At 59.2% G+C, this 17338-nt stretch carries 20 protein-coding genes; 8 read left to right on the plus strand and 12 right to left on the minus strand.

The window, feature by feature from the left end:
- Positions 1-14 precede the first annotated feature (14 nt).
- The 5 genes from glgX to AM571_RS31685 all read right to left on the minus strand — a co-directional run bounded on the left by glgX (position 15) and on the right by AM571_RS31685 (position 5868).
- Positions 15-2168, minus strand: a complete 2154-nt coding sequence (gene glgX / locus AM571_RS31665) for a glycogen debranching protein GlgX (RefSeq protein ID WP_074064896.1) — start codon at positions 2166-2168, stop codon at positions 15-17.
- Between the two features lie 77 nt (positions 2169-2245).
- On the minus strand, positions 2246-3040 hold the full coding sequence (locus AM571_RS31670) for an SDR family NAD(P)-dependent oxidoreductase (RefSeq protein WP_074065696.1): 795 nt from the start codon (positions 3038-3040) through the stop codon (positions 2246-2248).
- Positions 3041-3243: 203 nt separating this feature from the next.
- A complete protein-coding gene (gene pcaF / locus AM571_RS31675; protein ID WP_074065697.1) occupies positions 3244-4449 on the minus strand; it encodes a 3-oxoadipyl-CoA thiolase in 1206 nt (401 codons plus the stop codon).
- A 10-nt stretch (positions 4450-4459) separates the two neighbouring features.
- Positions 4460-5164, minus strand: coding sequence for a 3-oxoacid CoA-transferase subunit B (locus AM571_RS31680; protein WP_074064897.1), 705 nt, complete (start codon positions 5162-5164; stop codon positions 4460-4462).
- Complete coding sequence (locus AM571_RS31685; RefSeq protein WP_074064898.1) at positions 5161-5868, minus strand: 3-oxoacid CoA-transferase subunit A; 708 nt, start codon at positions 5866-5868, stop codon at positions 5161-5163. The genes AM571_RS31680 and AM571_RS31685 overlap by 4 nt, the downstream gene beginning before the upstream one ends.
- Before the next feature lie 146 nt (positions 5869-6014).
- Here AM571_RS31685 and AM571_RS31690 point away from each other — a divergent pair, with 146 nt between their 5' ends.
- On the plus strand, positions 6015-6770 hold the full coding sequence (locus tag AM571_RS31690; RefSeq protein ID WP_074064899.1) for an IclR family transcriptional regulator: 756 nt from the start codon (positions 6015-6017) through the stop codon (positions 6768-6770).
- Positions 6771-6804: 34 nt separating this feature from the next.
- On the opposite strand, the gene AM571_RS31695 is transcribed toward AM571_RS31690, so the two are convergent.
- Positions 6805-7686, minus strand: coding sequence for a helix-turn-helix domain-containing protein (locus AM571_RS31695; protein WP_074064900.1), 882 nt, complete (start codon positions 7684-7686; stop codon positions 6805-6807).
- A 111-nt stretch (positions 7687-7797) separates the two neighbouring features.
- Here AM571_RS31695 and pobA point away from each other — a divergent pair, with 111 nt between their 5' ends.
- Entirely contained in the window at positions 7798-8970 is a 1173-nt protein-coding gene (gene pobA / locus AM571_RS31700) for a 4-hydroxybenzoate 3-monooxygenase (RefSeq protein ID WP_074064901.1), read from the plus strand.
- On the opposite strand, the gene AM571_RS38585 is transcribed toward pobA, so the two are convergent.
- Positions 8967-9272, minus strand: coding sequence for a DUF1127 domain-containing protein (locus AM571_RS38585; RefSeq protein WP_081377254.1), 306 nt, complete (start codon positions 9270-9272; stop codon positions 8967-8969). The two genes, pobA and AM571_RS38585, sit on opposite strands and share 4 nt — an antisense overlap.
- 161 nt (positions 9273-9433) lie before the next feature.
- Positions 9434-10510, minus strand: a complete 1077-nt coding sequence (locus AM571_RS31710) for a class I SAM-dependent methyltransferase (protein WP_074064903.1) — start codon at positions 10508-10510, stop codon at positions 9434-9436.
- Positions 10511-10682: 172 nt separating this feature from the next.
- Between AM571_RS31710 and AM571_RS31715 the strand changes: the two genes are divergently transcribed.
- Positions 10683-11732, plus strand: a complete 1050-nt coding sequence (locus tag AM571_RS31715) for a GlxA family transcriptional regulator (protein ID WP_074064904.1) — start codon at positions 10683-10685, stop codon at positions 11730-11732.
- Positions 11733-11736: 4 nt separating this feature from the next.
- On the opposite strand, the gene AM571_RS31720 is transcribed toward AM571_RS31715, so the two are convergent.
- Both AM571_RS31720 and AM571_RS31725 read right to left on the minus strand, forming a co-directional pair.
- Positions 11737-11991: a glycine zipper domain-containing protein gene (locus AM571_RS31720; RefSeq protein WP_074064905.1), complete on the minus strand. Its 255-nt coding sequence runs from the start codon at positions 11989-11991 to the stop codon at positions 11737-11739.
- Positions 11992-12007: 16 nt separating this feature from the next.
- Entirely contained in the window at positions 12008-12322 is a 315-nt protein-coding gene (locus AM571_RS31725; RefSeq protein ID WP_074064906.1) for a hypothetical protein, read from the minus strand.
- A gap of 232 nt (positions 12323-12554) precedes the next feature.
- On the opposite strand from AM571_RS31725, the gene AM571_RS37160 reads away from it, so the two are divergent.
- Positions 12555-12725 carry a hypothetical protein gene (locus AM571_RS37160; RefSeq protein WP_165921951.1) on the plus strand — a complete coding sequence of 57 codons (171 nt, stop codon included), beginning with the start codon at positions 12555-12557 and terminating at the stop codon, positions 12723-12725.
- A gap of 76 nt (positions 12726-12801) precedes the next feature.
- Here AM571_RS37160 and AM571_RS31730 read toward each other — a convergent pair whose 3' ends face one another.
- Both AM571_RS31730 and pcaQ read right to left on the minus strand, forming a co-directional pair.
- The gene (locus AM571_RS31730; RefSeq protein ID WP_074064907.1) at positions 12802-13341 is read right to left on the minus strand and encodes a DUF2380 domain-containing protein; all 540 of its coding nucleotides are present in this window, start codon (positions 13339-13341) and stop codon (positions 12802-12804) included.
- A 314-nt stretch (positions 13342-13655) separates the two neighbouring features.
- Positions 13656-14579 (minus strand): pca operon transcription factor PcaQ, encoded by a 924-nt coding sequence (gene pcaQ / locus AM571_RS31735; RefSeq protein WP_074064908.1) that lies wholly within the window; start codon positions 14577-14579, stop codon positions 13656-13658.
- Positions 14580-14672: 93 nt separating this feature from the next.
- Here pcaQ and pcaD point away from each other — a divergent pair, with 93 nt between their 5' ends.
- The 4 genes from pcaD to pcaG are packed head-to-tail and all read left to right on the plus strand — an operon-like array spanning position 14673 to position 17255.
- The gene (gene pcaD / locus AM571_RS31740) at positions 14673-15485 is read left to right on the plus strand and encodes a 3-oxoadipate enol-lactonase (RefSeq protein ID WP_074064909.1); all 813 of its coding nucleotides are present in this window, start codon (positions 14673-14675) and stop codon (positions 15483-15485) included.
- Positions 15478-15882 carry a 4-carboxymuconolactone decarboxylase gene (pcaC, locus tag AM571_RS31745; RefSeq protein WP_074064910.1) on the plus strand — a complete coding sequence of 135 codons (405 nt, stop codon included), beginning with the start codon at positions 15478-15480 and terminating at the stop codon, positions 15880-15882. Before pcaD ends, pcaC begins: the two co-directional genes overlap by 8 nt.
- A gap of 9 nt (positions 15883-15891) precedes the next feature.
- Positions 15892-16641 carry a protocatechuate 3,4-dioxygenase subunit beta gene (gene pcaH / locus AM571_RS31750; protein ID WP_074064911.1) on the plus strand — a complete coding sequence of 250 codons (750 nt, stop codon included), beginning with the start codon at positions 15892-15894 and terminating at the stop codon, positions 16639-16641.
- Between the two features lie 2 nt (positions 16642-16643).
- A complete protein-coding gene (pcaG, locus tag AM571_RS31755; RefSeq protein WP_074064912.1) occupies positions 16644-17255 on the plus strand; it encodes a protocatechuate 3,4-dioxygenase subunit alpha in 612 nt (203 codons plus the stop codon).
- The last annotated feature ends 83 nt before the right edge of the window (positions 17256-17338 follow it).

Consider the following 17338-nt stretch of genomic DNA (forward strand, 5'->3'; position numbering starts at 1 on the left):
CGCTTTGTTCGATTTTAAGTGTTGCGGCGGCCGAAGTGGAACCAACGCTGACGTTGGGTCTTTGTAGCATTCTTCGGTGACTGCGAGGCACCTTTCGGCGCAAAGACGGCAACGCTTTCGCGGTAGACCATCACCGGGTTTTCCGGGTTGAATACCGTAAAGGGATCGTCGGCACCGGTATCGACCACCCGCTGCCACGTCTTGATGCCGTTCACGTCCGGAAGGGTGACTTCGCAATCACCGCCAGCATTGAATACCATGAAGAGGCCATCCATCTTTTCCGCATCCGATGCGAGGACACTCCGTGACACGTAAACGCTCAGCACTCGCAATTCGTTGTCGTTCCAGGCGCCATCGTCCATGAAGTCGCCATCCGGTTTGTACCAGGCGATTTCGATCCGTCCGTCCTCTGTGGTTTCACCGGTTAAAAAACGCTCCTGCCGAAGCTCCGGCTGCGCTTTGCGGAAAGCAATCATTCTCTGACAGAAGGTCAGAAACGGATCGTCAAGCCCGCTCCAGTCGATCCAGCCGATCTCGTTGTCCTGGCAATAGGCATTGTTGTTGCCGCCCTGGCTGTTGCCGACCTCATCACCTGCAAGGATCATCGGCACGCCCTGGCTGAGCAGCAACGTTGCCATCATGTTGCGGCGCCGCCTGCGGCGCGCGTCATTGATATCGGCGTCGTCGGTCGCGCCCTCCGCACCCATATTGTCCGAATGGTTGTCGGAATGGCCGTCGCGGTTGTCCTCGCCGTTGGCTTCATTATGCTTGCCGTTGAACGAGACCGTATCCATAAGCGTGAAGCCGTCATGGGCCGAAAGCAGATTGATGGACGATGTCGAGCCGCGATCCGAATGATTGAACTGCAGCGCCGAACCGGTAACACGCTCTGCCATCTCCGAGACCTGGCCGCCATCGCCTTTCCAGAAACGTCGGACGTCATCGCGGAACTTGTCGTTCCATTCGCGAAAAGGATGGGGAAAACCACCGACCTGATAGCCGCCTTCGCCGACATCCCAAGGCTCGGCAATCAGCTTCACGCCCGCAAGCATCGGATCTTGCCGAATCGCGCTGAAAAAGATGCCCTGCCGGTCGAATTCCATATCCTGCCGGCCGAGAGTGCTCGCCAGATCGAAGCGGAAACCGTCGATGTGCATGACGCCAACCCAATAGCGCAAGCTGTCGAGCACCATGCGCATCACCATGGGATTGGCAACGTTTAGCGTGTTGCCGGTGCCGGTCGTATCGAAGGTGTGGCGGGGATCGTCAGGCGATAGGATGTAGTAGCTTGCATTGTCGAGACCGCGAAAGGAAAGCGTCGGACCTCTCTCGCTGCCTTCGGCCGTGTGGTTATAGACCACATCCATGATGACCTCGATGCCGGAGGCATGAAACTTTCTCACCATCGTCTTGAACTCGGTGATCTTGTCACTCGACATATAACGCGACTGCGGCGCGAAGAAACCGAGCGTCTGGTAGCCCCAGTAATTGGTGAGATGCTTCTCCTCCAGATAGCGATCGTTCGGAAAGAACTGGATCGGCAGCAATTCGACGGCCGAGACACCGAGTTTCGTCAGATGATCGATGATCGGGTCGCTGCACATGCCAAGAAAGGTACCGCGCAATCGGTCCGGCACCTTCGGATGGGTCATCGTCATACCGCGCACATGGGTCTCATAAATGACCGTTTCGGTCCATGGGCGTCGGATTGCCTCATCGCCGTCCCAGTCGAAATCGGGATCCTGCACCACGCCCTTGACCATGAAGGGAGCGCTGTCGCGTTCGTCGAAGGAGAGATCGTCCTTGCCGATCGTATAGCCGTAGAGCGCATCGTCCCACATTAGATCGCCAATCACCTGCTTGGCGTAGGGATCGAGTAAAAGCTTGTTTGGATTGAAACGGTGGCCGTTTTTCGGATCATAGGGACCGCTCGCGCGATAGCCATAGACGGTGCCCGGTTTCAGACCGGCGACATAGCCCGACCAGATATCGCCCTCGCGCTTGGGCAATGGCATGCGTGCCATTTCCGTCTTGCCGTCATCGGAAAACAGACAAAGGTCGATCTGCTCGGCGTGAGCGGAATAGACAGCAAAATGAGTCCCCGTCCCGGTATATTCGGCGCCCAGTTCTGGCTTCATGAAATCGAGTTCGGAAAAAGAAAAACTCATAATCACTCCGCTTGGTGGATCGCCAAGCTGGAAACGTTACCGCAGTGCGAAAGTTCCCTGCGCCGACGCCAAGGGCGCTACGGCATGAGCTGGCCGCCATTCACCTCAATGATCTGGCCGGTGATGTAACCTGACAGGGTCGGCGAAGCTAGAAACAGATAAGCGCCGACGCAGTCTTCCGATGTGCCGATGAAGCCCATCGGAATGGTTTTGCGCTGCATCTCCATCTGTTCGTCGTTGGTATAGCGCTCGTGGAACGGCGTAGCAATGACACCGGGTGCGACGGCGTTGACGCGGATGCGGTCGCCGACGAACTCCTTGGCATGGCCCCGGGTGATCGTCGAAACGAAGCCTTTGGAGGCCGCATAGAGAACCGCACCGTTGCCGCCGCCGTTTCGTGCAGCGATCGAAGTCGTATTGACGATGAAGCCGCCCTGCTTCTTCAGCCAGGGATGGGCGGCGCGCGTTGCGGCAAGAACAGAACGGGCATTCAGATCCATTACCTTGGCATAATGCTCGTCGGTATATTCCGCGGTCAGTTTGCGGCCAAGCATGCCGCCAGCATTGTTGATGAGGCCATCGAGATGTCCGAAGGTCTTAGCGGTCTCCTCTACAACGCGTTCCGTCTCGCCTTCCTTAGAAACGTCGCCCTGTACCAGATGCACAACGGTACCAGTCGCTCTGATCTCCTCGGCAAGCTTTTCGGCTGGCTCGCGGCTTGTGTTGTAGTGGATGCCGATCTTCATGCCCTGCGCCGCGAACGCCCGCGCAAGAGCCGCACCGATGCCAGTCGATGCACCGGTTATCAGCACCGCTTTGCCATTCAGATCAGGTATTTTTATGGACGCGAGTGATTGAGCAAGATTAGCCATGGCAGCAACAGCCTCCCGAAAAAACATAAAAATAGATAGTGAAATCGATTTGACGAGCGATTTAGCAGGTGAATTGCGGACGACACCCACTGCAGAACGAAAGAGGAGAGAGAAAGAGAATGAGAGAGAGAGAGAGAGAGAGTGTGTGTGTGTGTGTGTGTGTGTGTGTGTGTGTGTGTGTGCGTTTGAGCCGCTATGCGCCGTCAAACTCTTTCGAGAGCTATCGCAATTCCTTGTCCCACGCCAATACACATCGTCGAGAGTGAATAACGCCCGCCCGATTCGATGAGCTCCAGTGCGGCCGTTCCGGTAATGCGCGCGCCCGACATGCCAAGCGGATGGCCGAGCGCAATGGCGCCGCCATTGCGGTTGACGCGACGATCGTCATCGACAATGCCAAGTTCGCGCAGCACGGCCAGCCCCTGCGAAGCAAAGGCCTCGTTCAGTTCGATGACGTCGAACTGATCCTCACTCATGCCGAGCCGCGCCATCAGCTTGCGCGATGCCGGAACCGGTCCGATTCCCATGATGCGGGGCGGCACGGCGGCGGCAGCACCGCCCAGGATTCGCGCAATCGGCTTTAGGTCATGCCTCCTCGCCGCGGCCTCGGAGGCCACGATCAATGCCGCGGCCCCATCGTTGACGCCAGACGCATTACCGGCCGTGACCGTGCCGCCTTGTTTTTTGAACGGCGTGCCAAGCTTTGCCAATGCTTCCATCGTCGTTGCGCGCGGATGCTCGTCCTTCTCGACTACCACGGCAGCGCCTTTGCGCTGTGGGATCACGACTGGCGTGATCTCCTTTGCCAGCCGGCCGTTTGCCTGAGCGGCGGCGGCTTTTGCCTGCGAACGCAGCGCGAAGGTATCCTGATCCTCGCGGCTGACCTTGTAATCCTCGGCGACGTTCTCGCCTGTTTCAGGCATGGAATCGACGCCATACTGAGTCTTCATCAGCGGGTTGATAAAGCGCCAGCCGATCGTCGTGTCGTAAATTTCGGCATTGCGCGAAAAGGCCGTTTCCGCCTTCGGCATCACGAATGGTGCGCGCGACATGCTCTCCACGCCGCCTGCTATCATCAGTTCCGCCTCGCCGGCGCGAATGGCGCGCGCAGCGGTGATGACCGCATCCATGCCCGAGCCGCAGAGTCGGTTGATCGTCGTTCCCGGGACTGCAATCGGAAGACCCGCAAGCAGCAGCGACATCCGCGCCACGTTACGATTGTCCTCGCCGGCCTGGTTCGCGCAGCCAAAAACGACGTCGTCGACGGCCTGCCAATCGACCGATGGGTTACGCTGCATCAGTGCCTTGAGAGGCACCGCGCCGAGATCGTCCCCACGCACCGATGACAGCGAGCCGCCGAAGCGGCCGATCGGCGTGCGGATGTAGTCGCAGATATAGGCGTCGCTCATGATCGTTTCCTCAAAGTGCCGGCGCGAAAAGGTCGGAAACCGGCTCTTCGACATAAAGCGGCGCGCCGGTCATGGCCTGCAGTTCCTCCATCGAGATCATCGCTAGCTTCTCACGCAGCACGAAATGCCCCCCCACAATGTCGACGACTGCGTGGCTCGTATAGACGCGCGTGATGCAGCCGACGCCGGTCAGAGGGAAAGTGCATCCGGCGACGAGCTTCGGCTCGCCGTTCTTGGTGACGTGTTCTGTAATGACGAAGACCTGTTTGGCGCCATGGACAAGATCCATCGCGCCGCCGACGGCCGGCACGCCCGTGCTGCCGACGCGCCAATTGGCGAGATCGCCGTTCTGGGCGACTTGATAGGCACCGAGGATGGCGACGTCGAGATGGCCGCCGCGCACCATGGCAAAACTGTCGGCGTGGTGGAAGATAGACGCACCAGCCTTCAACGTCACAGGCCTCTTGCCGGCGTTGATCAGGTCCCAGTCCTCTTCGCCGGCAGGTGGTGCCTCACCGAAGCCCAAGATACCGTTCTCGGTATGGAAGATCGCCTGCCGGCCGGGCGGCTGGTAGCGGGCCACCATTTCGGGAAAGCCGATGCCGAGGTTCACATAGGCGCCGTCGGCAATATCTTGAGCGGCACGCCAGGCAATCTGGGCATTGGAAAGCTTGATGTCCTCGCGAGTTGTCGCAGTTCGGGTATCGACGGTCATACGTAAGCCACTCCGGCTCGAACGAGCTCTTCTTCCTGCTGCGGATTGGATATCTCGACGAGACGGTCGACGAAGATGCCGGGCGTGACGACCTGTTCGGGATCGATCCCGCCCGCAGGCACGATCTTCGAGACCTGTACGATCGTCGTTGCGGCCGCCATGCACATCAGCGGGTTAAAGTTGCGGCCGGCTTTGTTGTAGATGAGATTGCCGTGTACGTCGCCGATATGCGCCTTTACGATCGCAAAATCGGCCTTCAACCAGCGTTCCTGGACGTAGGGCCTGCCATCGAATTCAGCGACTATCTTGCCTTCGGCAAGCTCGGTGCCGTAGGCCGTCGGCGTGTAGAATGCCGGGATGCCGGCGCCGCCGGCACGGATGCGTTCGGCAAGAGTCCCCTGCGGCACGAGTTCGAGCTCGATCTCGCCGGCAAGATATCTATCCGTGAAAGCACGCGGATCCGAAGAACGCGGGAAGGAACAGATCATCTTTCCCACCATGCCGGCGTCGATCATCGCGGCGATGCCGATGCGGCCGTTGCCGGCATTGTTGTTGATGACGGTCAGGTTCTTCGGCCCCTTGTCGATGAGGGCGTGGATAAGCTCGATCGGCGCACCTGAGCCCCCGAAACCGCCAATCATGATACTGGCACCGTCACCGATTTCGCAGATGGCTTCCGCCGCGCTCCCGGTCGTCTTGTCCATGCGGAATTTCTCCTTGCCGGCTATGGCGGGACGCATTCCTAGTCACGAATAAGACGAGACGAAATCGGCGGCAAGTATTTTGTGCGTTATTTGACTTTTGTTCGTATATCGCACAAACTCTGCCGACTTGATGTGGAGTCAACAAAATGCGCGAAACGGATTTCGTCAGCGGCTTTGCCCGCGGCTTAAAAGTAATCGAAGCCTTTGGTGAAACGCACCAACGTCTCTCGATCACTGACGCTTCCAAACTCGCCGGCCTTGACCGCGCCACAGTGCGTCGTTCGCTCCTGACGCTCGCAGAGCTCGGCTATGCGGATTACGACGGCAAGTTTTTCACTTTGACGCCGAAGATCCTGCGCCTCGGCCATGCCTATCTGTCGGCAACACCCTTGCCCGTGCAGATCCAACCGCATCTCGACCAATTGTCGGAAAAGGCGCAGCAGAGCTCCTCGGCCTCAGTTCTTGAAGGGACCGACATCGTCTATATCGCACGCGCCTCTCAGCGCCGCGTCATGTCGATCAATCTGACGCCCGGCAGCCGCCTGCCCGCCTATTGCGCCTCGATGGGCCGCGTGCTGCTCGCAGCGCTACCGGAACACGAAGCGCGTGCTATCCTTGGTCGGACAGCGTTGAGGCAAAACACGCCGAACACAAAGACCGACCTGGAAGATCTGATTGCCGAATTCCGCCGCGTCCGCTCGCAAGGCTATGCCATTATCGATCAGGAGCTTGAAATCGGCCTTTGCTCCATCGCCGTTCCGGTCGAAAACGATCGAGGCCAGACGGTTGCAGCAATCAACATCGGAGCGCCCGCAGTCCACGCCCCTGCATCGGAAATGGCGAGCCGCTATCTGCCGCTTTTGCAGGAGACACAAAAGGCCTTGCGGCTGGTCTTGCGATAGCAGTGCGGAGATCCCTCCTCCGCAATTGGGGACATCACACCGCGAGCCTCGTCCGCTCGGCGATGCGCCATGTGCGCGGCGTCTCGCCCACCCGATTCAGAAAAAAGCGCGAGAAGTAGGCTGAATCGGCAAAGCCCAACCGGTAGCTGATCTCCTGTACGCTGGCGAGGGTGAAAAGCAATTCGCGTTTTGCCTCCTCCGTCAGCTTGCGGGCGATGAGTTCGCGCACGCTGTTTCCCGTTGCAGTCTTCACGATGCGGTTCAGATGCGCCGGTGAGATGCCGAGCTCGCGAGCGTAGAAGGCTACCGGCTTATGTGCCCTTAGATACTGTTGAACCAGGCCGCTCAGAACCTCCATGCGCCGGCTATTCTCATCGGCCACCTCACTCTCGGCACCTTCGCAAATCCGTGCCGTTAGTTGCAGTGCCGAAGTCAGATACGCATCCAGCAGATCGCTCCGGCCGCTCCGCCGCCCGGAAAATTCTTCTCCCAACCGCGTCAGCGTCTGCGCTACGTAAGCGGCATCCTGGTCTTGCATATCGAGCCCGGTCAGCTGCGGTTTCGCCAGCCACTGCCCGAACCGACTGCGATCACCAGGCGTGGATTTCAGATGCGAGGCAAGAACCGTGATAACAAAGCCGTCGATATCTTTCGAAAACCGAAAACCGTGCTTCAGGCCTGGCGGCACTGTGATCACGGAGCGCGGACGGATCGCATGCCGCTCCTGTGCGAAGATTGCATCGCCCGATCCGGCATTGATGTACAAGATCTGAAGGAAGTTTTCATGACGGTGCAGCCGGATTTCCCAGCCATGAAGGCTGCTGCGCGACGGAATTGTCTCGCAATGCAGCCAGAAATCCGGCTTTTTGCCGGCGCTCTCGCCATAAAGATCATAGGTCGGAGCCGATTTCGTCATCACACGCAGATTCCTCGATGTTCGATTCGTGCAATTTCTCGCGTAAAATGTCCATTGCCGCGGCCGTCGACCAAGAGGAGAATTTGACGAAAGACAAGCGCGGGAGGAAGCATGCGCACACAGGTCGCAATTATCGGCTCCGGGCCATCCGGGCTCCTGCTCGGCCAGCTTTTGACGGAAGCCGGCGTCGAAAACGTCATTCTAGATCGGGTCGACAAGGACTACATTCTCGGACGCGTTCGTGCCGGCGTCTTGGAGGAAGGCACGGTCGGCCTTTTGGACCAGGCAAAGGCCGGCGCCCGAATGCATGCCGAAGGCCTGCCGCATGACGGCTTTTCGCTTGCTTTCGACGGTCGCGATCACCGCATAGATCTCTTTGGGCTTACCGGAGGCAAGCGCGTCATGATCTATGGCCAGACGGAACTCACACGCGACCTGATGGACCGTCGAAAAAAGAGCGGCGCCTTGACGATCTACGAAGCCGCTGACGTCCAGCCGCACGAATTCGACCGTCAACTTCCCTACCTCACCTATGATAAGGACGGCACAACGCACCGCCTCTATTGCGATTTCATCGCCGGTTGTGACGGGTTTCACGGTGCAAGCCGCAAGGCGGTGCCGGAAAAGTCGTTGCGCGCCTTCGAAAAGGTCTACCCCTTCGGCTGGCTCGGCATCCTGGCCGAGGTGCCGCCTGTCAGCCACGAGCTTATCTATGCCAACCATCCGCGCGGTTTCGCGCTCTGCTCGATGCGCTCGCAGACCCGCAGCCGCTATTACATCCAGTGCCCGCTTGATGAAAGAATCGAGAACTGGGGCGACGTCCGTTTCTGGGACGAGCTGCGGCGCCGCCTTCCAGCTCACCACGCAGACGCTGTGCGTACCGCACCTTCGTTCGAAAAGTCGATCGCACCGCTCCGGTCATTCGTCGCCGAGCCTATGCGTTTTAATCGGCTGTTTCTGGTCGGGGATGCCGCCCATATCGTCCCGCCGACGGGCGCCAAGGGCCTCAATCTCGCTGCCAGCGACGTATACTACCTTTTCAAGGGCCTTATCGAACACTATCAGGAGGGCTCGAACGCCGGCATCGATGCCTATTCCGAACACGCGCTGTCACGCGTCTGGAAGGCGGTTCGCTTCTCTTGGTGGATGACGACGATGCTGCACCGGTTCCCCGATACGAGTGATTTCGACCAGAAGATCCAGGAAGCCGAACTCGACTATTTGACGCATTCCCGGGCAGCCGCGACAGCGCTTGCGGAAAACTATGTTGGACTTGCCTACTAGCCGAAGCGCTTCCCTTCCAACCGGATGAGCGCACTGTGCTCGACGGTTACGGATGGGCCTCCATCAATTGCCTCGCGGTGCCGGCAGCAATCGCGGTGGGCTAGATGGCCAAGATCGATCTCCAGCCGGCTAACTCCTATATCTTTCAGCAGGTGATCATTGAGGGCCGAAAGTGCACGGGCGGTGGCCAACCGTTCTCCGCGGCCCCAGAAAGTTCCGAAGCCGGCTCGGAATATTCTGAGCAGCGTCATCTCCGCCGCTCGGTCCGATCTTTCTGTGGCTGGCATCATAGCAATCTCCATTCTGGCTGCTGCGATCGGCGAAGTTTTTGGAGATGACGGGTGAGGCAAATGCGAGCCAGTCGCTCTGTTCCCGCAAGGTGAACTCCAGCGGATGTGCTCGCAAAAGAAGACAACATCTCCCGCCTTGGTGCGGCCTGTTGAAGGCGCTGACGATCGTCAGATTAGAGTCGAGCTTCGAGGATCAGGTTGAAAGGCGTTGTCATGGCGCGGCGGAAACGGGTGAAGCCCGCCTTGCGGAACACGCCCGCCAGCCGGGCTTCGCCGGCCTGCGCGCCAAGCACCATACGGCCGCCATCTGCAATCGCATGAGCGCAGCAGATCGTCGTGGAGGCCGCATAATACATCCTCGCGACAGGCGAGATATTGTCTTCGACCCGATCATTGGCGAAGGGCTCCACGAGCATCACGGTGCCGTCTGGCGCAATGGCCTTGGCTGCATGCGCCGCAGCGGCGACCGGATCTCCCATGTCGTGTAGGCAATCGAAGAAGCAGATGAGGTCGTAGCCGGTTCCGGGATAGTTGTCGGCTCGAGTTTCCGCGAAGGTGACGTGCTTGGAAACGCCTGTCATGGTGGCGACTTTTTGCGCCTCGATTACGGAGTCCCGGTGCGCGTCGAAGCCACGGAATGTCGAAGCCGGGAATGCCTGTGCCATGAGCGCGGTAGAATGCCCGTGTCCGCACCCGATATCGGCCACAAAAGCCCCGACCTTCAGTTTCTCGACAACACCATCAAGAGCGGGCAGCCATTCGCAGACCAAGCTTGCCTTGTAAGCATTGCGGTAGAAGGCGGCAACTCCGCAGTAGAGACGTCCGTTATGGTCGCCCCACGGCACGCCGTTGCCGGTGCGAAAGGCCTCTACCGCCTTGTCCTCGTCCGCCCACATAGAAGCAGGGACTGCCCAGGCGTTAGGGATGAAGACCGGGCTATCGTCGTTGGCAAGGACAAGCGCTTGCTCCGGCGTGATCTCGTAGGTACCACTGATCGCGTGGTAAGCGAGGTAGCCGCCGGCGACTTGTGAATTGAGCCATTCGCGAACGTAGCGTTCGGCGCAGCCGGCACGGTGGGCAAGCTCGTGCGATGTAAGCGGGCCGGCTTCGGACATTGCCTTATAGAGGCCGAGCCGGTTGCCAAGACTCACCATGACCCCGCCATAACCAGCAGAAAGGTCTTCGACCACGCGCGAAAGAAGCGCGTCAAGCTTTGCAGAATCGATCGTGTTGATCTGGACATGTTCCATGTCATTTCTCCTGTTCAAGAACCTTCGGAAGCGGAGGTTGAGGAGAGCATCGCAGTTAAAAGGAGGGATCGGCAGAGCGGAACTTTCCAGAATCGGGCCGATCGTGCCACGGGGCGTGGCGTGGCTGCCCTTTCCGCGTTATCGTGCCGTGCTTGCGTCCAAGGAATTGACTATGCCGCATAATACTGAGCAGGCTGGCCCGGAGCCGCTCCATGTCAGCCTCGTTGCTATTCCCGAGGCCGTGGTGTCGACCCTGAGTGGCATCTTCGACGTGATGAACGCCTTTTCTATCATGCCGCCGCTGGGCGACGCAAAGCGCCACGCGCCACCGTTTCAGGTCGAGATCGTCGGGCTCGAATCAGGACCGCTGGCTCTTGCCAGTCGCATTCCTGTTATGGTCCAACGCAGCATTGCGGCGGTCGAGACGACCGACATCATCATCGTCCCTTCCATCCTACTTGGCCCGGAGGGTTGGCAAAAAGGACGACACCCGGAACTTGTGGAATGGCTTCGAGCCATGCACCAACGCGGCGCGCTCCTATGCTCGGCTTGCTCCGGTATTTTCCTTCTCGCGGAAACAGGGCTCTTCGATGGTGCGGAAGCTACGGTGCATTTCGGTTACGCCAACGCCTTCAAGGCGGAATTTCCGCGTGTCCATAGCCACCCTGAGCGGGTCCTGGTCGTCTCGGGCCTGCGCGAAGAACTGGTCAGTTCAGGAGCTTCCATGACCTGGCATGATTTGGTCCTCTATCTCATCGCAAGACATGCTGGATCGACCGCGGCACAGGCGGTCGCGCGCTGCTTCGCCCTCCAATGGCATCAGGACGGCCTTACGCCCTACATAGTCTTCGAGGGGCGCAGCGATCATGGAGACATCGCCGTTCGGTCGGTTCAGGAATGGGTGTCCACGCATTTTCCGGTGGCCAACCCGCTAGAGGAGATGATCCGTCGCTCGGGGCTGGCCGAGCGCACCTTCAAGCGGCGTTTCACAGCGGCGACCGGGTTGAGCCCGATCGCCTACGTGCAGCGTCTAAGGATCGAGGACGCGAAACGCCGTTTGGAGCGGACGGAGGCATCGGTCGACGAGATCGGCTGGCAGGTCGGTTACGAGGAACCGGCTTTTTTCCGCCGTCTCTTCAAACGCGTGACCGGCTTGACGCCGGGAGGTTACCGACGGCGCTTTAGAATACCTGAGTATGCACGCACCGGCTTAAAGGATTAAACTCCTAGCAACGCGCCTCATAGGTTCGTCCGTAGCGATCTCGATACACGCAGTAGCCGCGACGTTCGGTCGAGCGGCCAATCAGCGCGCCGGCGACGCCGCCAGCGACGGCTCCGACCGCAGCGCCTTCCCAGCTATTGCTGACGGCCCCGCCGATAACTGCTCCGGTGCCGGCCCCAATGGCCGTCCCCCTCTCCGTCGCTGTGCAAGATGCCAGGGCACCAACGAAGGCACTGGCAAGGACAATTCTTCTCATCATTTTGAACTCCTTAGTATTACCGTTGAGCAGGAGCGGCCGGCGGCGTAGCCGGTGCCGGCGTCGCGTTGTTATCAGTTGGTGCCATCGGCTTTGCCGGATCAGGGGTTGGCTCGGAATTCGTCGTGGATGCCGTAGGCTGCGGATCCGTATCCGGAGCATCGTTCCACAAAGTGTAAGCAAACGCGACAACGGCGATCGCTGCAATGGCGGCCGCCCAGCCCACCCATGCGCTGGATCGGGTGTGCTCCACCGGCGTTGTGCGAAGGTCCAGATCCGGGTTGGGAGTGATTGTGCGATTAGGATCGTTCGGATTGTTAGGATCGTATGTCATCTTCATTCTCCGCTTTCGGTGAGAAAGGGAAGCTTTGGACGGCTTGTTTGTTCCGCTAGCGCGTCGACCCCATCTCCTGGGTTGGACTTCAGTCGCAGATCGATCGGACTTTAGCCCATGGAGAACCAAGTCCAAAGTCCTTCGCAACTTCAGACTGTGGCCCCAGATCGGAACGTCATTCAACGCCCAGCATTGGGTTGGTGTGACGGAAGAGCGATCAAGGAGGTTTGCAATGAAGGACGACGGATCCACCCGCGTTAAAAGCCGCTGGAGCGCGGCGGCCGTCGCCATTGTCATCGCCCTTGCCGGCCTGCTCTACGTCTACGGTCAGCTCCTGTCGGGCGACAGCGAGCAATTGACGCGGAGCCTTCGCGAAGCCACGACCACCGCCGATGGAAGTTAAAGGAACCGAAAAGCACACGAGGTGACCCGCAGTGTGGCCATCCATCCTACGCTCAGACCAGTCTCCCAGAAATGCCTCACGGAATGCAGTTCCTTTCAATGTCATTTGCCACAAATCTTGCAGCGCGTTTCCAGGCTTCGTCTGTGTCGCCACGATACGTTATAAACCGGTCGCAGGTGGGCTTGTTGGCGTTGATGTCCAGCAGGACATACTTCGCCCAGCCCACCAAGGTGCTCATCTTATGGATCTCGCCTATGAGCAGGTAATTCGCGCCAGCCCTTTTCGCCTCTTCGTAAAGCTCCGCAATCCCCGGATCACGCGCCGTGCATTGCCCATTCCGGCATACCAACGAAGTGATGCTGAACTTTTTACGTCTCGAAAGACTGTCACGTAGGGTTGCGCCGAACGCCGTCAGCCGCTCATCGTGGCCGTCGATCTGGCCATCAGCTTCGCCGGACGTGTCCCTGAAGTCGAAATTGGCAACGGCTACCGTTAAGGGTTCAATCGCCTCGGCAAGGGCGGTTGATGCAAGGACGGTGGCACCCGCCAACGCTATGGCGCGCCACCAACCTGGGGCGCACAACCTACTTTTTACGTGAAAGCTGGCTTGTACCACGTCCTCCTCCTACCTGAAAATCGACGACAGGGGTGAGGCCTGCGCCAATGCATTCATTGATCAGAAGTCTGGTGCAAGGACCGGCAAAAATAGGACTGCGCGAGCGATCGTGCGTTATAAGTCTGTGTCATTCAAGATGCGGAGCGCCGCCGTTTGCCTGTCCATATTCGTCGTGCCAAGCACATTGAAAAGAGCGTCGACAACGTAATACTCGTCGCCACAGGATAGCGACTCGATTGAAGAACACTCTTGCGGTCTCGCCAGGCGGCGCGTGGGCGGCGGGCCGATCAGTGTCGCTCGACGTCCTTGGCACCTCATCTTGCCGAAATCTCGCGCGCGGCCTCCCGGATGGTCTGCATCAGAATGGACAACGGTAACGAAGGGATCGCGTCCGTGCGCATCGTCAGACCCACAGGCCCTTTGGTTTCGCTCGTATCGATCGGCAGTATTGCCAGCACGCCGTCCTCTATGTCGGCTGCCACAACGCCAGTCGAGATGATCCAGATTGCGTCGCTTGACCGCAAGAAGGCGCGGCCGAAAGAATCGGAAACCGTCTCGATCTGGTTCGGCAGGTTCGGGACACCATTGGCGATAAGGAAACTTTCCACGAAGGGACGAATGATTGAGGCCCGCGTCGGCATCAGCACCGTGTATTCTGCGAGCGCGGCAAAGGGCGATTGCCCAGTTTTCAGAAGCGGGTGCCCGGCCCGGACGGCAAACGCCACCTGTTCGGAATAGAGGTGCTCAAATGAAAAGCCTGCCATTTTTTCCGCTCCAGCAAGGCGTCCGACGACAAGATCGAGGTCGCCCACTCGAAGCTGCTCCAAAAGCACCGCATTGTCGCCAGTCACGATCTTGATGCGGCTCCAGGTATTTTCTTTGAGGAAGAGCTCCATGGCCTGCGGCATGACGCGCGTCGATACCGTCGGAAGTGCGCCGATGCGGATCGGCGGAGCGTCGCCCACCCGCTCCTGGGTGACCGAATCGAGCCCGTGGCGGAGCGCCGTCAGCGCCGCGCCCGCATGTTTAAGGAACACCTCGCCGTACCGCGTGATCTTGATGCCGCGCCCGTCGCGCTCGAAAACAGCAACGCTCAGCACTGCTTCCAGTTCGCGGATCGTCTTTGTCACCGCAGGCTGGCTCACCCGCAGGAGTTCAGCTGCCTTCATGACGCTTTTCTGCCGCGCGACCTCGACAAAGGTCTGCAGATGGCGAAACTTGATACGGCTATCGATCATTGGTCACATAACCCATAAGTTATCGGAAAGCCACGAAATATCATTTTACCGAACCGAATTAAACATTCAAATTTCGTGAGAGGAGGAAGTTCCGTGCAATTTGCCCGCGTCAACGATGTCACGATTCACTATCAGATCATTGGTCGCCCTGCCGGCAAGCCAGTCATTGTCTTTGCCAATTCGCTCGGTACGGATTTCAGGATCTGGCGCGATGTGATCGTGCGGCTGGCAGGTGATTTCAATATCGTGCTTTACGACAAGCGCGGGCATGGTCTTTCGGATATAGGCCAGTTGCCATATTCGATCGACGACCATGCCTCCGACCTCATCGGCCTCCTGGAGACCCTTGAGGTCGAGCGGGCCTTCATCTGCGGCCTGTCGGTTGGCGGCCTCATCGCGCAGTCACTTTATCAGCAGCGCCCGGACCTCGTACGCGGTCTCATCCTTTGCGATACGGCTCACAAAATCGGCACCGCCGAAACATGGAACGCCCGCATCGAGGCGGTCGAAAATTACGGTATCGGCAACATCGTCGATGCGGTGATGGAGCGTTGGTTCACGCCCGCCTTCCGGCGCCCGGAAAATCAGGCCTATGCCGGCTACTGCAACATGCTCGCCCGTCAGCCCGTCGAAGGCTATGCAGCAACCTGCGGCGCAATTCGCGATGCCGATTTCACAGAAGCCGCAGGCAAGATTGCGGTTCCCACCATCTGCATTGTCGGCGATCAGGACGGTTCGACGCCACCGGACCTGGTGAGACACACCGCAAATCTGATCCCGAACGCACGGTTTGAAACGATCCGCGATGCCGGTCACATCCCCTGCGTCGAACAACCGGAGGCCCTTACCGCCGTCATCCGCGCCTTCATCGATTTCGCCTTGCATGGAGATCAGGCCGATGAATGAAGCCTCTATTCCGTCCGAACGCTACCGGCAGGGCATGGCGACCCGCCGCGCGGTCCTTGGCCATGACCACGTCGATCGGGCCGAAGCAGGCTCGACGGCTTTCGACAAGCCGTTTCAGGACCTCATTACGGAGGCTGCCTGGGGACATGTCTGGTCGCGCCCGGCCTTCACGAAACGCGAGCGCTCGATCGTTACGATCGCGCTTCTGGCCGCACTGGGCCAGGATGACGAGATTGCGATGCATGTTCGCGCGACGGCCAATACCGGCGCCAGCCGCGAGGATGTTTGCGAAGCGCTCCTGCACGTGGCGATCTACGCGGGTGTTCCGGCTGCCAATCACGCAATCAAGATCGCCAAACAGGTTTTCGAGCAGATGGACGCCGAAAAGACAGCCTGAGAGGAAGAGATGTCCGATATATCGAACCGCAAGCCGGAAACCGGTGCCTTTTTCGCCCGAGACCGCACCTGGCATCCACCGGCTTATGCTCCCGGCTATAAGACCTCGGTGCTGCGTTGCCCACAACGCGCGCTGCTGTCGCTCGACGGCACGATCTCAGAGATTACCGGGCCGGTCTTTGGTCATTCGATCATCGGTGAACTCGACAATGACCTGATCCACAACTTCGCCCGCCCCGGCGAGAGCGCGCTCGGCGAGCGGATTATCGTTCACGGTCGGGTGATCGACGAGCGTGGGCGGCCGGTCTCCGGCGCGCTGGTCGAATTCTGGCAGGCCAATGCCGGCGGGCGTTATCGCCACAAGAAAGAATCCTACCTCGCGGCCATCGATCCGAATTTTGGCGGTTGCGGGCGCTGTATTACCGACGAATATGGTCAATACTCCTTCCGCACCATTCGCCCCGGCGCCTATCCCTGGCCAAACGGCGCCAACGATTGGCGCCCGGCACACATCCACTTTTCGATCTTCGGCCACGGCTTTGCTCAGCGGCTGATCACGCAGATGTATTTCGAAGGCGATCCGATGATCTGGAAATGTCCGATCGTCGGCACGATCCCCGACAAGGCCGCAATCGAGCAGCTGATTGCACTGCTCGACTGGGGCAACACCATCCCCATGGACGCGCGCGCCTACAAGTTCGACATCGTTCTGCGCGGTCGCCGATCGACCCTGTTCGAAAACCGGCTGGAGGGCAACTGATCATGCAGGAACTCGGCTACCTCAAGGAAACCCCGTCGCAAACGGCAGGTCCTTATGTCCATATCGGCCTCACGCCAAATTTCTGTGATATCGGGGGTGTCTTCGCACAAGATCTCGGCAGCGTGATGGTCAACGAACAGACCCTTGGCGAGCGAATCACCGTGACCGGCCGCATCTATGATGGAGCAGGCGCGCCGGTGCGTGACGCGGTCGTCGAAATCTGGCAGGCCGACTGCGCCGGGCTTTACGACAGCCCGTCGGAAATGCGCGGCGCGGCCGATCCGAATTTTGCCGGTTGGGGTCGCTGTCCGACCAGCGTCGAAGACGGCGTTTATCGGTTCGAAACTGTCAAACCTGGCTGCGTGCCCTTCAAGGACGGCCGCATGATGGCGCCGCACATCTCTTTCTGGATCGTTGCACGCGGCGTCAATATCGGGCTCCACACCCGCATGTACTTTCCGGAGGAGGCAGACGCCAACAAGGCCGATCCACTGCTTGCCCGTGTCGAACACGGCGAGCGCGTTGCAACAATGATCGCGACCCGCGATGGCACAACCTATACGTTTAATATCCGACTTCAGGGGGAGAAGGAAACGGTATTTCTCGACATTTGACGAGGATACAAAGTCAGGCTCTGTGCCCATTGGTGCAGGCGATCCCTGCCAAAAGCCCATGCCGACGGCACCCCGAATGCAAT

This window comes from Rhizobium etli 8C-3, assembly GCF_001908375.1.
GTDB classification, from domain to species: domain Bacteria; phylum Pseudomonadota; class Alphaproteobacteria; order Rhizobiales; family Rhizobiaceae; genus Rhizobium; species Rhizobium etli_B.

Bases quoted from the DNA above. Each gene is read 5' to 3' on its own strand.
- glgX (WP_074064896.1), bottom strand. From the start codon at position 2,168: ATGAGTTTTTCTTTTTCCGAACTCGATTTCATGAAGCCAGAACTGGGC.
- AM571_RS31670 (WP_074065696.1), bottom strand. From the start codon at position 3,040: ATGGCTAATCTTGCTCAATCACTCGCGTCCATAAAAATACCTGATCTG.
- pcaF (WP_074065697.1), bottom strand. From the start codon at position 4,449: ATGAGCGACGCCTATATCTGCGACTACATCCGCACGCCGATCGGCCGC.
- AM571_RS31680 (WP_074064897.1), bottom strand. From the start codon at position 5,164: ATGACCGTCGATACCCGAACTGCGACAACTCGCGAGGACATCAAGCTT.
- AM571_RS31685 (WP_074064898.1), bottom strand. From the start codon at position 5,868: ATGGACAAGACGACCGGGAGCGCGGCGGAAGCCATCTGCGAAATCGGT.
- AM571_RS31690 (WP_074064899.1), top strand. From the start codon at position 6,015: ATGCGCGAAACGGATTTCGTCAGCGGCTTTGCCCGCGGCTTAAAAGTA.
- AM571_RS31695 (WP_074064900.1), bottom strand. From the start codon at position 7,686: ATGACGAAATCGGCTCCGACCTATGATCTTTATGGCGAGAGCGCCGGC.
- pobA (WP_074064901.1), top strand. From the start codon at position 7,798: ATGCGCACACAGGTCGCAATTATCGGCTCCGGGCCATCCGGGCTCCTG.
- AM571_RS38585 (WP_081377254.1), bottom strand. From the start codon at position 9,272: ATGGAGATTGCTATGATGCCAGCCACAGAAAGATCGGACCGAGCGGCG.
- AM571_RS31710 (WP_074064903.1), bottom strand. From the start codon at position 10,510: ATGGAACATGTCCAGATCAACACGATCGATTCTGCAAAGCTTGACGCG.
- AM571_RS31715 (WP_074064904.1), top strand. From the start codon at position 10,683: ATGCCGCATAATACTGAGCAGGCTGGCCCGGAGCCGCTCCATGTCAGC.
- AM571_RS31720 (WP_074064905.1), bottom strand. From the start codon at position 11,991: ATGATGAGAAGAATTGTCCTTGCCAGTGCCTTCGTTGGTGCCCTGGCA.
- AM571_RS31725 (WP_074064906.1), bottom strand. From the start codon at position 12,322: ATGACATACGATCCTAACAATCCGAACGATCCTAATCGCACAATCACT.
- AM571_RS37160 (WP_165921951.1), top strand. From the start codon at position 12,555: ATGAAGGACGACGGATCCACCCGCGTTAAAAGCCGCTGGAGCGCGGCG.
- pcaQ (WP_074064908.1), bottom strand. From the start codon at position 14,579: ATGATCGATAGCCGTATCAAGTTTCGCCATCTGCAGACCTTTGTCGAG.
- pcaC (WP_074064910.1), top strand. From the start codon at position 15,478: ATGAATGAAGCCTCTATTCCGTCCGAACGCTACCGGCAGGGCATGGCG.
- pcaH (WP_074064911.1), top strand. From the start codon at position 15,892: ATGTCCGATATATCGAACCGCAAGCCGGAAACCGGTGCCTTTTTCGCC.
- pcaG (WP_074064912.1), top strand. From the start codon at position 16,644: ATGCAGGAACTCGGCTACCTCAAGGAAACCCCGTCGCAAACGGCAGGT.